General features: G+C 57.7%; 13 protein-coding genes and 1 tRNA gene. 11 read left to right on the top strand and 3 right to left on the bottom strand.

Annotated features, from left to right (window positions below):
• Positions 1-32: 32 nt before the first annotated feature.
• The 8 genes from pgi (at position 33) to AO726_RS10450 (ending at position 10,824) form a co-directional block, all read left to right on the top strand.
• A complete protein-coding gene (gene pgi, locus AO726_RS10485; protein WP_058068041.1) occupies positions 33-1,697 on the top strand; it encodes a glucose-6-phosphate isomerase in 1,665 nt (554 codons plus the stop codon).
• A gap of 102 nt (positions 1,698-1,799) precedes the next feature.
• Positions 1,800-3,737, top strand: a complete 1,938-nt coding sequence (acs, locus tag AO726_RS10480) for an acetate--CoA ligase (RefSeq protein ID WP_058068798.1) — start codon at positions 1,800-1,802, stop codon at positions 3,735-3,737.
• 45 nt (positions 3,738-3,782) lie between these two features.
• Entirely contained in the window at positions 3,783-4,661 is an 879-nt protein-coding gene (locus AO726_RS10475) for an oxygenase MpaB family protein (protein ID WP_058068040.1), read from the top strand.
• Positions 4,662-4,754: 93 nt separating this feature from the next.
• On the top strand, positions 4,755-5,933 hold the full coding sequence (locus tag AO726_RS10470; RefSeq protein WP_058068039.1) for an acetyl-CoA C-acetyltransferase: 1,179 nt from the start codon (positions 4,755-4,757) through the stop codon (positions 5,931-5,933).
• A gap of 178 nt (positions 5,934-6,111) precedes the next feature.
• Positions 6,112-7,128, top strand: coding sequence for a class I SAM-dependent rRNA methyltransferase (locus tag AO726_RS10465; RefSeq protein ID WP_058068038.1), 1,017 nt, complete (start codon positions 6,112-6,114; stop codon positions 7,126-7,128).
• A 98-nt stretch (positions 7,129-7,226) separates the two neighbouring features.
• Positions 7,227-10,220, top strand: a complete 2,994-nt coding sequence (locus AO726_RS10460; RefSeq protein ID WP_058068037.1) for a DUF748 domain-containing protein — start codon at positions 7,227-7,229, stop codon at positions 10,218-10,220.
• Positions 10,213-10,506: a DUF2845 domain-containing protein gene (locus AO726_RS10455; protein ID WP_446737424.1), complete on the top strand. Its 294-nt coding sequence runs from the start codon at positions 10,213-10,215 to the stop codon at positions 10,504-10,506. The genes AO726_RS10460 and AO726_RS10455 overlap by 8 nt, the downstream gene beginning before the upstream one ends.
• An 18-nt stretch (positions 10,507-10,524) precedes the next feature.
• Positions 10,525-10,824 carry a DUF2845 domain-containing protein gene (locus AO726_RS10450; protein WP_058068035.1) on the top strand — a complete coding sequence of 100 codons (300 nt, stop codon included), beginning with the start codon at positions 10,525-10,527 and terminating at the stop codon, positions 10,822-10,824.
• A gap of 3 nt (positions 10,825-10,827) precedes the next feature.
• Here the strand turns inward: AO726_RS10450 and AO726_RS10445 are convergent, their stop codons facing one another.
• Positions 10,828-12,252 (bottom strand): NAD(P)/FAD-dependent oxidoreductase, encoded by a 1,425-nt coding sequence (locus AO726_RS10445; protein ID WP_058068034.1) that lies wholly within the window; start codon positions 12,250-12,252, stop codon positions 10,828-10,830.
• 221 nt (positions 12,253-12,473) lie between these two features.
• Here AO726_RS10445 and AO726_RS10440 point away from each other — a divergent pair.
• Positions 12,474-12,550: transfer RNA gene (locus AO726_RS10440), tRNA-Met, on the top strand.
• 84 nt (positions 12,551-12,634) lie between these two features.
• On the opposite strand, the gene AO726_RS10435 is transcribed toward AO726_RS10440, so the two are convergent.
• Both AO726_RS10435 and AO726_RS10430 read right to left on the bottom strand, forming a co-directional pair.
• Entirely contained in the window at positions 12,635-13,054 is a 420-nt protein-coding gene (locus tag AO726_RS10435) for a type II toxin-antitoxin system VapC family toxin (RefSeq protein WP_058068033.1), read from the bottom strand.
• The gene (locus AO726_RS10430) at positions 13,051-13,296 is read right to left on the bottom strand and encodes a FitA-like ribbon-helix-helix domain-containing protein (protein WP_058068032.1); all 246 of its coding nucleotides are present in this window, start codon (positions 13,294-13,296) and stop codon (positions 13,051-13,053) included. The genes AO726_RS10435 and AO726_RS10430 overlap by 4 nt, the downstream gene beginning before the upstream one ends.
• Before the next feature lie 229 nt (positions 13,297-13,525).
• On the opposite strand from AO726_RS10430, the gene AO726_RS10425 reads away from it, so the two are divergent.
• Positions 13,526-13,975, top strand: a complete 450-nt coding sequence (locus tag AO726_RS10425; RefSeq protein ID WP_058068031.1) for a hypothetical protein — start codon at positions 13,526-13,528, stop codon at positions 13,973-13,975.
• Positions 13,972-14,499, top strand: a complete 528-nt coding sequence (locus tag AO726_RS10420) for a hypothetical protein (RefSeq protein WP_058068030.1) — start codon at positions 13,972-13,974, stop codon at positions 14,497-14,499. Before AO726_RS10425 ends, AO726_RS10420 begins: the two co-directional genes overlap by 4 nt.
• The last annotated feature ends 390 nt before the right edge of the window (positions 14,500-14,889 follow it).

The following is a 14,889-nucleotide window of genomic DNA, read 5'->3' as shown; positions in this document are numbered from 1 at the left end:
ATATTGTCACGCCAGGACAAGGAACCCGCCCCATGGCTTATTACCAACAGCCGCATGACGTTACCCGCTTACCGGCCTGGCAAGCGCTGCGTGAACACCGTGAACGGATGAACACGTTCAACATGCGGGAAGCATTTGCCAGTGACGCCCAACGCTTCGCCCGGTTTTCTTTGAACAAGTGCGGTTTGTTGCTGGACTATTCGAAGAACCTGATCGACGACACCACTGTAAAACTGTTGATCGAGCTGGCCGAGCAGGCCCACCTGAATGAGTCGATTGTGCAGTTGTTCAACGGTGACAAGGTCAACAGCACTGAAGATCGCGCAGCCCTGCACACAGCCCTGCGCAGCCCGATCGGACGCACCCTGAAGCTCGACGGCGTCGACTTGATCCCTCAGGTCCACCGTGTTCTTAATCAGATGACCGAGCTGGTCACCCAGATTCACAGCGGCTTGTGGCGTGGCTACACCGACAAGCCCATCACCGACGTGGTCAATATTGGCATCGGCGGCTCCTTTCTCGGCCCACAGCTGGTTTCCGAAGCCCTGCGCCCGTTTACTCAACGCGGCGTGCGCTGCCACTACCTGGCGAATATCGACGGCAGCGAGTTCCGCGAACTGACCGCGCGCCTGAATCCGCAAACCACGCTGTTTATTGTCTCATCCAAGTCCTTTGGCACCCTGGAAACCCTGAAGAACGCGTTAGCTGCACGAGACTGGTTCTTAGCCTTGGGCGCGCCAGAAAACGAGCTGTACAAGCACTTTATTGCCGTTACCAGTAACCCTGAGGCCGCTATCAAGTTCGGCATCAAAGCCAAAAACATCTTCCCGATGTGGGACTGGGTTGGCGGACGCTATTCACTATGGTCGGCCATCGGTTTACCGATTGCTCTGACCATTGGCATTGCCAACTTCAAAGAACTGTTGGCCGGCGCGTATGCCATGGACCAGCACTTCACCCAGACGCCGCTGGAACAGAACATGCCAGTGCTAATGGCATTGCTGGGGATCTGGTACGGCAATTTCTGGGGTGCGAAAAGCCAGGCAATTCTGCCCTACGACCATTACCTGCGTAACTTCACCAAGCACCTGCAACAGCTGGATATGGAATCCAACGGCAAGTCAGTCCGTCAGGACGGCACACCAGTCGATTTCAGCACCGGCCCGGTGATCTGGGGCGGCGTGGGCTGTAACGGCCAGCATGCTTACCATCAACTGCTACACCAAGGTACTGAGCTGATCCCGGCTGATTTCCTGGTTCCGGTCAACAGCTTCAGCCCGCTGGCTGACCATCATCAGTGGCTGTTCGCCAACTGCCTGTCGCAGAGTCAGGCACTGATGCACGGCAAAACCCGCGAAGAAGCCGAGCAGGAGCTGCGTGACCAGGGCCTGAATGAAGCCGATGTGCAGCGTCTGGCACCGCACAAGGTGATTCCGGGCAATCGTCCAAGCAATATGCTGGTACTGAACCGCATCGACCCGACCAACCTCGGCGCACTGGTAGCGCTGTATGAGCACAAAGTGTTCGTACAAAGCGCGATCTGGGGCATTAACGCCTTTGACCAATGGGGCGTTGAGCTGGGCAAAGAGCTGGGCAAAGGCGTTTATCAGCGTCTAACTGGCCAGTTAGACGAACCTGCCAGCGACTCCTCGACCCAAGGTCTGATTGCCCATTTCCGCGATCGTCATCGTGGTTAAACCCAGAAAGTGAAGCAGTAAAATCTCAAACAGGGCTTGAACCAAGCAACTGCTTGGTTCACCCTTATGAACATCGCGGAACACAAAAACAAGGACACCGCCATGTTCGAAATTACCCGTCATCCGGTAACAGATGCCGTGCGCCAGCGTGCTCATCTGAATAATGATGATTACCTGCACCTCTATCAGCAGTCCATCGACCAGCCCGACACGTTCTGGGCCGAGCAAGCCACACGTTTTCTGGACTGGTACAAACCTTGGGACAGCGTACGCAGCGGCGATTTGCTGCAAGGCAACGGTGCCTGGTTCAAAGGTGGTCAGCTGAACGTCAGCTACAACTGCATCGACCGTCACCTGGAAAAACGCGGCGAGCAAATCGCCTTTATCTGGGAAGGTGACGACCCCAGCGAATCCGCCCACATCACCTACAACAAGCTGCACCACAACGTCAGCCGCCTGGCCAATGTGCTGAAAAGCCGTGGCGTGAAAAAAGGTGACCGTGTTTGCATCTACATGCCGATGATTCCTGAAGCCACCTACGCCATGCTCGCCTGCGCCCGCATCGGCGCGGTGCACTCGGTCGTCTTCGGTGGCTTCTCCCCGGACGCCCTGCGCGACCGTATTCTCGACGCCGACTGCCGCACCGTAATCACTGCTGATGAAGGCGTGCGTGGCGGCAAATACATCCCGCTCAAGGCCAACATCGACAAAGCCCTGCAAAGCTGCCCGGATGTTTCCACCGTGGTTGTGGTGGAGCGTACGCAGGGCGAGATCAATTGGGTGGAAGGCCGCGACATCTGGTACCACCAGGCGCTGAGTGAAGCGTCGGCCGACTGCCCGCCGGAGCCGATGGATGCGGAAGACCCGCTGTTTATCCTCTACACCTCCGGCTCCACCGGTAAGCCCAAAGGCGTACTGCACACCACCGGCGGCTACCTGCTGATGGCGGCCATGACCCATAAATATGTCTTCGATTACCACGAAGGCGACGTCTACTGGTGCACCGCAGACGTGGGCTGGGTAACCGGACACAGCTATATCGTCTATGGCCCGCTGGCCAACGGTGCGACCAGCCTGATCTTCGAGGGCGTGCCGAACTACCCGACGGCTTCACGCTTCTGGGAAGTCATCGACAAACACCAGGTCAACATCTTCTACACCGCGCCAACCGCCCTGCGCGCGCTGATGCGCGAAGGCACTGGCCCGGTCGAAAGTACCTCGCGCAAGAGCCTGCGCCTGCTTGGTAGCGTGGGTGAACCTATCAACCCGGAAGCCTGGGAATGGTATTACCACGTGGTCGGCGAGTGCCGCTGCCCTATTGTGGACACCTGGTGGCAGACCGAAACCGGCGCGATTCTGATTACCCCGCTGCCCGGCGCAACCGACCTCAAGCCAGGATCGGCGACCCGCCCATTCTTCGGCGTGCAGCCAGTGCTGCTGGATGAGCAAGGCAAAGAGATCGACGGTCCGGGCTCAGGCGTGCTGGCGATTAAGAGCAGCTGGCCGAGCCAGATTCGCAGCGTCTTCGGTGATCACCAGCGGATGATCGACACCTACCTCAAGCCATACCCGGGCTACTACTTCAGCGGCGACGGTGCGCGTCGCGATGAAGACGGCTACTACTGGATCACCGGCCGCGTCGATGACGTTATCAACGTCTCCGGCCACCGCATCGGCACCGCCGAAGTGGAGAGCGCCCTGGTGCTTCATGACGCTGTCGCAGAGGCCGCAGTCGTGGGTTATCCCCATGACGTTAAAGGTCAGGGCATTTATGCCTTCATCACCCCGATGAAGGGCATCGAGCTGAGCGAAGAACTGAAGAAAGACCTGCTGACGCTGGTAGGCAAGGAAATCGGCAGCTTCGCTAAACCTGAACTGATCCAGTGGGCGCCCGGTCTACCGAAAACCCGCTCGGGCAAGATCATGCGCCGCATTCTGCGTAAGATCGCCTGCAACGAGCTGGAAAACATGGGCGACACCTCGACCCTGGCTGACCCAAGCGTTGTCGACAGCCTGATTGAGCAACGCCTGAACCGCTGAACCACGCCGGAGTCAGCTCCGGCAGCCGATTGAGTTTGTTGTGTAATGGAAGTGCTGCGCCGCCGTATCGAAAGCCAAGTGCTAAGCCTCAGCGGCGTAGCACTTGGGCAGATTGATTACGAAAACCCCAAAGGCGATCCGGGTCTGTTCGGGCCGGACTCAGTATGCTGGAAAGTCCACGGCGACTTCTCCAGCATGCTGATCGGCGGCATCAGCGCCCTGCTCTTGCAAGCCCTGCATCCGCTGGCTCTAGCCGGCGTGTGGGACCACTCCAACTTCCGCGAAGACCTGCTCGGCCGCCTGCGCCGCACCGGCCAGTTCGTCTCCGGCACAACCTTCGCCTCTCGCGCCGATGCCGACTGGCTCATCGATAAAGTCAAAACCATCCACCTGCGCGTTACCGGCACTGCGCCGGATGGCCGCCCTTATGCAGCGAGTGACCCGGATCTGCTGACCTGGGTGCATGTGGCGGAGGTTTACAGCTTCCTGCAGGCGCACTTGCGCTACCGCAACCCGCACTTGTCTGGTGCCGATCAGGATCGCTACTACGATGAGATAGCGCTGGTTGCCGAGCGTTTAGGGGCCTCAAGTGTTCCGCGCTCACGCAGTGAAGTTAATGCCTACCTGCACACCATGAAAGCAGAACTACTGTGCGATGAACGCTCGCTGGAAATTCTTCGTATTCTGCTCGCAGCACCAGCGCCCAGTGCACTGGCTGCACCGATGGGCAAACTGTTTATGCAGGCGGGTATCGACCTGTTACCGGACTGGGCACAATCCATGCTCGGCCAACAGATCAGCCCGACACGCAGCCGCCTGATTCAAGCCTCTGTGAACAAGTTTGCCCCACTCCTACGCTGGGCCGTACGCAGCGGCGCAGTTCACCGGGCGCGCAGGCGCATGGGGCTGCCAATTGCGACTTAAGTCGCCCTTGTGACGCTGTTCGCACGCCAACCCGATATGCCAACATAGCCCTCTTTCGCGCCTGGCGGCGCTTATCACTGTAAGGATCGCGTTATGCAAGACGTTGTTATCGTTGCTGCCACCCGTACTGCCATTGGTAGCTTCCAAGGTTCTCTGGCGAATATCCCGGCTCCGGAGCTGGGCGCTGCCGTGATCCGCCGCCTGCTGGAACAAACAAAACTGGACGGAGCTCAGGTCGACGAAGTGATCCTCGGCCAGGTGCTGACCGCAGGTTCCGGGCAAAACCCGGCTCGTCAGGCCGCAATCCTCGCTGGCCTGCCTCACGCGGTGCCGGCCCTGACCTTGAACAAAGTCTGCGGCTCCGGCCTGAAAGCCCTGCATTTGGCTGCTCAAGCCATCCGCTGTGGTGATGCCGAGGTGATCATCGCTGGCGGCATGGAGAACATGAGCCTGTCCCCGTACGTCATGCCAGGTGCCCGTACCGGTCTGCGCATGGGCCACAGCAAAGTGATCGATACCATGATCACCGACGGCCTGTGGGATGCCTTCAACGACTACCACATGGGCATCACCGCCGAGAATCTGGTGGACAAATACAACATCAGCCGTGAAGAGCAAGACGCCTTCGCCGCCGCCTCCCAACAGAAAGCTGTCGCCGCCATTGAGGCAGGACGCTTTGCTGACGAAATCACCCCGATCATGATCCCGCAGCGCAAAGGTGACCCAATCGCCTTCGCCACTGACGAGCAGCCACGTGCCGGTACCACGGCCGAGTCCCTGGCCAAACTCAAACCAGCCTTCAAGAAAGACGGCACCGTGACCGCCGGTAACGCCTCCAGCCTTAACGACGGCGCGGCTGCTGTTCTGCTGATGAGCGCCAGCAAGGCTGCCGAACTGGGCCTTCCGGTTCTGGCAAAAATCGCCAGCTACGCCAACGCAGGTGTAGACCCGGCAATCATGGGCATCGGCCCAGTTGGCGCAACCCAGCGCTGCCTGAGCAAAGCGGGTTGGCAGTTGGCTGATCTGGACCTGATCGAAGCCAACGAAGCCTTCGCAGCCCAGGCTCTGGCTGTGGGCAAAGAGCTGAACTGGGATAGCAGCAAAGTCAACGTCAACGGCGGCGCCATTGCACTGGGCCACCCGATTGGCGGCTCGGGCTGCCGCGTGCTGGTCACCCTGCTGCACGAGATGATCAAACGTGACGCCAAGAAAGGCCTCGCAACCCTGTGCATCGGTGGCGGTCAGGGCGTAGCGCTGGCTATTGAGCGCTAATACCTCCGCGCAATGAAAATGCCGGCCTTAGTGCCGGCATTTTTATTCCCGCTTTTGACTCAGGCCTCGGCATCAGCCGCAAATCTGGCCAATCCCAATCGGCCCGACTCAGCCGACCAGCGCGAAACGACTCTGATAAACTTGCCCGCTTCTCCTTTTGCATTCCAAGGCGCTTCGCATGTCTTCCTTGAATCAGGCGCTGCGCGCCGCCCTGCGTAACCGTGACAACCTGCTGGGCGAACTGCACGCACAAGGCACAGACTGCTACCGCCTGTTCCACGGCAGCCAGGAAGGTGCCAGCGGCCTGACCGTCGACCGTTACGGCCCGCAGCTGATGGTGCAGAGTTTTCACACCAGCATCTCCAGTGACGATCTTGCACTGATTGCGGACGAAGTCCGTCAACACCTCGAACAGCCGCTGCAACTGGTCTACAACGACCGCTCCCGAAGCAACTCCCGCATCGACCGTACAGACAGCATCTATCAACCGGAAGCCGCCGCTCTGGAAGACATGATTGGCCACGAATGGGGCCTTAACTACCGGGTGCGCGGCCGTCATGCAGGGCAAGACCCGCTGCTTTTCCTCGACCTGCGTAACGCGCGCGGCTGGGTAAAACAGCACAGTGCAGGTAAAAGCGTACTCAACCTGTTCGCCTATACCTGCGGTGTTGGCCTGAGTGCAGCTGCAGGTGGAGCGCGGGAAGTGGTCAATCTGGACTTCGCCGAAGGTAATCTGGCCGTCGGCCGCGAGAACGGCCAGCTCAATCCAGAGTTACCTGTCATGCAGTTCATCCAGTCCGATTATTTCCCAGCGATTCGCCAACTCGCCGGGCTGCCGATTAACGCGAGACGCGGACAAAAACTGCCGCATTACCCGCGACTGGAAGCGCGCCAGTTCGACCTAGTGTTCCTCGATCCGCCCGCCTGGGCCAAGAGCGCATTTGGCACGGTTGACCTGCTGCGCGATTACCAAAGCCTGCTCAAACCAGCGATTCTGGCCACAGCCGATGATGGCACCCTGATCTGCTGTAACAACCTGGCCAAAGTGGTGATGGATGACTGGCGCACGCAAGTCCTGCGCTGTGCGGAAAAACTCGGCCGGCCGGTGCGCGACTGCCAGATAATCACGCCAGCTAAGGACTTCCCGTCTCAAGACGAACAACCGCCACTGAAAACCCTGGTTCTGAAATTCTGAATACATCTGCTCCGAATACACGACCAAATTGGTGCATCACATCACACAAAGGTCGTGCCATACTCCGTGCAGGTTTAGTACAGGAGTGACGACGTCTTATGCCAAAAGGATTGAAACGCGCAGCTAGCGCCCTTGCCATCGCAGTGGGTTTATACAGCCTGCTGGGGTTTCTGATTCTGCCCGGTATTGCTTTGCGTGTAGCCAATCAGCAGCTTGCGAACTACGCAGCAGTGCCAGCCTCACTGCAACGCATCCAACTCAATCCTTTCACCCTTGAGCTGAGCGTCTGGGGGCTGAATATTGGCGAGGCTGACAAACAACAAGTCGGCTTTGAACGTCTGTACGCCGACCTGCAACTCGACAGTGCCTGGAAGCGCTACCTGCATCTGGCCAACGTCGAACTGGACAGCCCGAAAACCGAGGTGCTGTTCGATAAAGAGGGCAACCTCAACCTCGCCCAGCTATTCAATATTCCGCCCAGCAATGCCCCGGAACCAGCAGAGCCGAGCGAACCATTCCCTATGCTGATCGAGCGCATCAAGCTCACGACCGGCAATGTGCACTTTCAAGATCTACGTCCAAGCGAGCCGATTGAGTTCCTATACGACGACCTGAGCTTCGAACTGTTCAACCTCAGCACCCTGCCTGACGACAACGCCGAAATGAACCTGGTGGCGCTCGGCCCTTACGGCGGGCGTATCGACTGGACCGGCACCCTGAGCCTGATCCCGTTCAAATCCAGCGGCAGTCTGAAAATCACCGACGGCAAACTTAAGGCGGTGTGGCCATATGTGCGCGACGCCGTGCCATTGGTACTGGAAGACGGCTCGGTAAACCTCAGCAGCGACTACACCGTGGACCTGTCCAAAGGCACTGAGCTGCTGCTCAACAACGCTCAGGTCGCCGTTACCTCACTGGCGATCAAGACCCCGGCGGACAAACCGCTGATACGCGTGCAAAGCCTTGAGGTCAGCGAAACCAGCGTCGACCTCGCCAAACAGCAGGTGGTAGTCGGCAAAATCCGCAGCAACAAGCTGGAAACCTGGGCAGCCCGCGAAGCCGACGGCCAGCTCGACTGGCAGAAACTGTTCGCCAGCCAACCCGCCAAAGCAGAGCCCAAAGCGGCCGCTATAACCGAGCCAAGCACCGCCCAAGCAGCAGCGCCAGCCACCACAGAAACTGCAGACAACGCAGAACCTGCAGCCGCCCAAGCCGCGACAGAGCCAGCCGCTAACGAGCCAGCCAAACCTTGGCAAGTCATCCTGCGTGACGTGCAGATGCGCGACTACAACGTGCACCTGGCGGATCGTGCTGACGGAGCCAAAACCACTGTCGATCTGGCCCCGCTGAACATCGACATCACCGACTTCGACAGCCTCGGCACCTCGCCTTTCGACCTCAAAATAGACACCGGCGTAAACAAGAGCGGCACACTCAAGGCCGAAGGCCAGGTACAACTCACACCCACCACAGCCAAGCTAAAAGTCAGCACCCGCGACATCGACCTGCGCGTTGCCCAGTCCTATATCAGCCCGTTTGTGCGCTTGGAGCTGCGCAGCGGCATGCTCAGCAGTGACCTCAACGCCAACCTACAAAGCACCGAACCGCTAGCCTTCAGCGTCGACGGCCAGGCGCAGATCAATCAACTGCACACCCTCGACACCATCAAAGACCGCGACCTGCTGAAGTGGCGCCAAGTGCAGGTGGATGGCATTAACTATCAGCACGGCAAAGGCTTGGCGATCAACCAGATCAAACTGCAACAGCCCTATGTGCGCTTCATCATCAATGAAGACATGAGCACCAACATCAGCGAACTGGTGATTGAGCAAAAAGGCTCCGGTACTGCTCAGGCCCCCACCAACAGCAAGGCCGCCGCAGAGAAGCCCATGCCGATCCGCATTGGTGGCATCAGCATTCAGGACGGTTCGGCCAACTTCGCCGACTTCAGCCTGCAACCTAACTTCGCCACCGCCATCGGCCAGATGAACGGACAGATCGGCACGCTGGATAACCAAAGCCCGAAAGCGGCGGCGGTGGATATCAAAGGTAAGGTCGACAAGTACGCGCCAGTGACCATCAAAGGCAAACTGACACCGTTTGATCCGATGAACAGCCTGGATATCGCCACCAGCTTCAAAAACGTCGAACTAGCTAACCTGACGCCCTACTCGGGCAAATTCGCCGGACTGAGCATCCGCAAGGGCCGTTTAAATCTGGACCTGCACTACCAGATCGAGCAAGGCAAACTGAACGCCGAGAACAAACTGCTGCTGGAAAACCTCCAGCTCGGCGACAAAATCGAAAGTAAGGACGCCATGGACCTGCCGATCCGCCTGGCCGTGGCCCTGCTTAAAGACACCAAAGGCAATATCGAAATCTCCCTGCCGGTCACAGGCGACCTCAACAACCCTGAGTTCAGCGTCATGCCGATTGTCTGGCAGACCCTGCGTAACTTGGTGCTGCGCGCCGCTCAAGCGCCATTCAAGTTCATTGGCGGCTTGGTCGCTGGAGGCAATGATGTCGACCTCGGCAGCGTTACCTTTGCTGCAGGCAGCGATGAACTGAACGGTTCCGCGCAGAAGTCCCTGGACACCCTGGCCAGCGCCCTTAAAGAGCGCCCGGCGCTGCGTCTTGAGATTGAAGGTAAAAGCTCCGCCAGCAGCGATGGCCCGCTGGTCGCTGCCGCTCGCCTTGAGCGTGAGTACCAGAACAACTGGTACAAGATCCTTCAGCGCCGCGGCGATAAAGTCCCGGCGGATGCCAGCGAACTGGTGGTCGATGAAGATGACAAGGAAGTGCTGATCGAAGGCATCTACCGAACCCGCCTGAAGCAACAGCCGCCTGCAGAGTGGAAGGAGCTGCCGGATGAAGAACGTATCAGCAAAATGCGCGATGCCGTGATTCAGTCCTGGGCCCAAAACCAGACCCTGCTACGGCAGCTGGGCGTGGCCCGATCCTCCGCAATCAAGGATTACCTGGTCGAGCGCGGCGGCTTGCCGGACACCCGCCTGCTGATCATTGAGTCCAGCCAAACCGAGGCCAACAGCGATGGCAGTGTTTCCACTTCGCTGCACTTGGACAGTGAGTAAATCCAGCCTTCTGGTGCTGCTGGCTTGTGCCAGTGCAGCACCGGTACAAGCCGACACCCTGCGCTGCGGCAGCGCTTTAATCAGCGTGGGTGACCGTCGCTTTGAGGTCGAACAAAAATGCGGCGAACCCGCCTATCGTGATCTGGTCGGATTTACGCTGGGCCAATACGAACGCCGTGAATCACCGATTGAAGAATGGGTCTATGGTCCGGACAACGGCATGCTCACCATCCTCACTTTTGAAGGCTCACAGCTGCGCAAAATCGAGCGCAAGCGCAGCCGCTAACCGCCAAGGACGCCCCAGATGAAAGCCCTGCTCCTGCCTCTTGCCTTATGCCTGCCACTGGCAGCCCACGCCTCCTCTACCCTGCGCTGTGAGAGCGGCTTGGTCAGCCTTGGCGACTCCAGCGCTAAAGTCTTCAACCAATGCGGCGAGCCGGTCAGCCAGGACTTTATTGGCTTCAAAGAAGTCGGCGACGAGTATGGCTTTCGAAATGAAGTCAAAGTCGAAGAGTGGACCTACGGCCCCCGCAACGGTATGTACTACTTCCTCAAATTCGAGGGCGGCCGCCTCAGCAAAATCAGCAGCAAACGCGGCAACTGAGCCTCATCCCACCTTGAACTCCGGTGACATCAACCGGCTGATACCAGCCGCTGCCTTGCTGCTCAGCTTACGCCGCAACGCCGAACTGCGCGGATTAGCCAACACGGCATCCTCATAGCTAAACGCCGCAATCACCGCGCTGTACCCGAGCCAGCGCAACGGTTCAGGCTCCCAACGCCGCAACGCTTTGCGCAGGCTCTGGTTACGTACAACCCACGGTGCACGGCTGAGCAGCGTATCGCGCTTGAGGATCAAATCAGCCAGCGTACGCCCGGCCAGATAGCTAGCCCCAACGCCCTCGCCGCCATAACCACCGGCACAAGCCACACCGCCAGCTTCGTCACACAGCATGTAAGGCCTGAAGTGCCGGGTCATTCCCAAGTTGCCACCCCAACCATGACTGATCGGGGTTTTCGCCAGTTGCGGGAACAAGTCCAACATCAGATCACGGCGCAGCTTTACTTCGTCCTCTGTTAGACGGAACTGCTCCCGCAACTTGCCGCCAAAGCGATAACTGCCCCGCGCCCCAAACACCAGCCGGTCATCACGGGTGCGGTGAAAGTAGGTAACCTGCCGACTACTCTCATGGGCAGCCTGACCGTTGTGCAGGCCGATTTCATCCCACTGCGAAACACTTAGCGGCTCGGTGGCGATCTGCAAACTTTGCACCGTCAGTTGATAGTCACGCAGCGCCTTAGTCTCAGTCGCATAGCCCTCCACGCACGGCACGACCCACTGAGCGCAAACCGGATGTCCGGCAACCGTCAGTACGCCCTTACGCCACGCCTGAACCCGGCTGTCTTCATAAATACGCACCCCCTTGCGCTCCAGACTCGTTGCGAGGCCAAGCGCCAGCTGAGCTGGGTGAATCGTCGCGCAATGCGGGGAATAAATCGCGCCGTATGCCTGATGCATACGCAACTGCTGGCTCAACTCATGGGCGCTGAGCAGGCGGTAATCTTCTTCGCTGTGGCCATGGGCATAAAGGGCTTTCAGTTCATCCAACAGCCATTGCTGCTGCTCGGGGTAACGCGCGGCACAGGTCAATACACCGCCCTTGCGGTAGCCACAGTCGATGCCCTCCTGCACCAGCACCTGCTCCACGCTGTCCGGAATGCCCTTCAACTCCGCCATCAAGGCACCGCGCTCAGGCTCCGGCCAGCCTGCAAGCATCTTCTCTTCACCGAGAATCCGCCCCAGCAACCAACCGCCATTACGCCCCGATGCGCCATAGCCAACATGCTGCGCCTCAAAAATCGCAATATTCAACTCAGGGGCATGCTGTTTGAGATACCAGGCCGTCCACAGGCCGGTGTAACCGGCACCGATGATGGCGACATCCACATCCAGTGGCGCACGCACAGACTCACGGCTCACACGCAGGTGCTCGGTCTGATCCATCCAGAGGCTGACAGCAGGGGCTAGCATAGTGATGGCTCCATAATTGTTTGGAGCCAATTTAATAAAGGGCCACAGCACAGTCTTACGTCCGGGCCCGGATGGAATCCTTCATCGGTAACAGATGTTCCTGAAGGCTGGCTTATAGCCTCTTCCAACCACCTGATTTGCTAAGCATTTGATTAGCCGTAAAAAAAATCGCAAAAGAGTGTTGACAGCCCCCCTCCAGATAAGGAAAATGCGCGCCACTCGGCTACGTAGCTCAGTTGGTTAGAGCATAGCATTCATAATGCTGGGGTCCGGGGTTCAAGTCCCTGCGTAGCCACCAAATAAAACAAGGGTTTACCGAAAGGTAAGCCCTTTTTTATTTGTCCCGGTGACTACAAAGTGACTACAGCCTGTCTACCGGGCCTTATGTGTTCCAGGGGTTCATCACCTGGACACCTAAATAGTCGAAGTGACGGACATTGCGCGTACAAACTCGCGCATCATGCAAAGCAGCAATCGCCGCTATTTGTCCGTCAGCCATTCCGACCACCTTTCCTTTCGCCTCACTGTCTGCTGCCAAGCTCGCGTAATAAACCGCCGCATCCGCATCGAATGAAACGATCCGTCCGGCAAAGTCCTGATCGAACATCAACTTAGCCATATTGAAAAAGCCCTGTTTACGCTTGCCTTCAGGCATCCGGGCGATTCCATACAGCACCTCAGCAACACTGATCGAACTGATAAACAACTCACTCACAGGCTGGGCATTGATCCAATCGAGCACCGCAGATTCAGGCTTTGCCCGCATCAGTTCAGAAAGGACGTTTGTATCCAATAAAATCATTCGTCAAAACTCGCGGCCCGGGCCTTAGCCGTACGTGCTGGAATTTCCAGATCAACACCGCCCAATGCAGCAAAACGTGCATTGATACGACTGCCCAAACCACCCTCTTGGTTCGGCTTAGTCAAAACGCTACGCAAAATCACACGCACCTCTTCTTCCATGGAGCGGCCATGGTTGGCAGCTGCAATGCGCAGTTGAGCTTTAAGATCATCATCGAGATTCCGAATAGTGATGCTCGCCATAAATCCTCCAAAGCAATCAGTGAAATCATTGATTGCAGTATACACAATACGCAAAGCTAATCTCTTACAGACTGACGAACTACAAATGCCCACTCTGAGCCACAACAGTTGGGCTGGGCACGGGACCAAAGCTGCAAAGGCGATGAACACTTACTACTATGCCGGCAGTAGGTTTGCACTAACAGCGGTTGATGTGATTTGAATGCCTGATGGATAAAAGGAGTTGCGAATGACGGCTCAACTGACTGACAGCCTTGAATATGCAGGCACCACGCTGGCGCTGACCAGTCTGCCGTTAGGCGGCTTCTGGGTCATGAATGGCTCAGGGCAAACCGGTGCGGCCGGCAACGCACGCCGCTTTGCTGATATGGGCACCTGGTGTTGGCGACGCTATACCGCTCACTGGAGGATTGAGCAGGATCACCTGTATCTGATGGCGATCAATGCCACGTATGAGGACGGCACAAAGGCGACCCTCAACGACTTCTTTCCCGGCTACCCGGAGCGGGTATTTGCGCACTGGTTCAGCGGTGAGCTGCACTGCCCCGCAGGTGAGCTAATGGAGTATGTGCACGCCGGCTTCGCCAGCCGCTATGCCGAAACACTGGTGTTCAACATAGAGCGCGGCGTGGTGCGCAGCCAGCACAGCATTGATAACCGCAAAGGAGCTGGGGCATGAGCACTTTCTGGTATTGGCTGGGTGCTTATGTGCTCACCGGTCTGCTGCTGATGTGTGGTGCGTACTGCCATACACGGCTGATCAAGCGGGAGCCCAGCGTCAACGCCATGAGCAGGTGGGAAAATACCGCTTGTTTTTTAGCCGTGCTGATGCTTTGGCCTCTGATGTTTTCCATATTGGTTTACGAAGGCGTGTTCAGCCGCCGCCCGCCCGCACCTGAATACCGTGAGTGGGTCGCAACACCCGCCAGCCTGACCCGGCAATTCACAAAGGAAAGCATCGAGCAGCTGGAGACTTACAGAGACCCTTTCAACGCCGTACCTGCCGCCCCCTTCGGACATCTGCACGATGCCTGGCTGCGTTTCTGCCAACAGTTGCAGGAAGACGACCAGCTCTGGGCATTCCGAATTGACGCCAGGCAGGACGAGGGGCTGGACTACGACAAACGCTATGGCATTGTTGAAGGCTACGCCCTGCTCCGAGACGGCAAGATATGCGCTGAGTTCTACGCACGGATGGACTGACCGCCTCAGGCCCACAGCCTTGAAACTGAGCTTCGGCATAAACCGTTTGTCGTTTTTTAACGCTGGTAAATGCCGCTAAAAACGCTCAGTAACCACCCCCTTCAAAAGCCTCAGGCACAACCCCAGCATCCGGCAGCTTGAATGCCAGCGTGTACGCCTGCTGAAATTTGATAAGCGTAAAGACTGTTAAAACAGTGGGTTATAGATCGAGCTCAAATGACTGCGTACACAAAACAAGGGTTTAGCGAAAGCTAAGCCCTTTTTTGTTTGTCTCGAAAAATGCATAGCGCCCTCTTAGTCCCCACTCTCAATCTAGGACTTATAACAAGCGCCTCCCCCCCACCTAATCCTTTACCTACGCAACCTCTCCAACCACCTATAAATCGCATC

The sequence above is a fragment of the Pseudomonas sp. TTU2014-080ASC genome (assembly GCF_001446935.1).
Lineage (GTDB): Bacteria > Pseudomonadota > Gammaproteobacteria > Pseudomonadales > Pseudomonadaceae > Aquipseudomonas.
This window is presented reverse-complemented; position numbering and strand designations above follow the sequence as displayed.

Bases quoted from the DNA above. Each gene is read 5' to 3' on its own strand.
- AO726_RS10425 (WP_058068031.1), top strand. From the start codon at position 13,526: ATGACGGCTCAACTGACTGACAGCCTTGAATATGCAGGCACCACGCTG.
- acs (WP_058068798.1), top strand. From the start codon at position 1,800: ATGTTCGAAATTACCCGTCATCCGGTAACAGATGCCGTGCGCCAGCGT.
- AO726_RS10430 (WP_058068032.1), bottom strand. From the start codon at position 13,296: ATGGCGAGCATCACTATTCGGAATCTCGATGATGATCTTAAAGCTCAA.
- AO726_RS10435 (WP_058068033.1), bottom strand. From the start codon at position 13,054: ATGATTTTATTGGATACAAACGTCCTTTCTGAACTGATGCGGGCAAAG.
- AO726_RS10470 (WP_058068039.1), top strand. From the start codon at position 4,755: ATGCAAGACGTTGTTATCGTTGCTGCCACCCGTACTGCCATTGGTAGC.
- pgi (WP_058068041.1), top strand. From the start codon at position 33: ATGGCTTATTACCAACAGCCGCATGACGTTACCCGCTTACCGGCCTGG.
- AO726_RS10445 (WP_058068034.1), bottom strand. From the start codon at position 12,252: ATGCTAGCCCCTGCTGTCAGCCTCTGGATGGATCAGACCGAGCACCTG.
- AO726_RS10460 (WP_058068037.1), top strand. From the start codon at position 7,227: ATGCCAAAAGGATTGAAACGCGCAGCTAGCGCCCTTGCCATCGCAGTG.
- AO726_RS10450 (WP_058068035.1), top strand. From the start codon at position 10,525: ATGAAAGCCCTGCTCCTGCCTCTTGCCTTATGCCTGCCACTGGCAGCC.
- AO726_RS10420 (WP_058068030.1), top strand. From the start codon at position 13,972: ATGAGCACTTTCTGGTATTGGCTGGGTGCTTATGTGCTCACCGGTCTG.
- AO726_RS10475 (WP_058068040.1), top strand. From the start codon at position 3,783: ATGGAAGTGCTGCGCCGCCGTATCGAAAGCCAAGTGCTAAGCCTCAGC.
- AO726_RS10465 (WP_058068038.1), top strand. From the start codon at position 6,112: ATGTCTTCCTTGAATCAGGCGCTGCGCGCCGCCCTGCGTAACCGTGAC.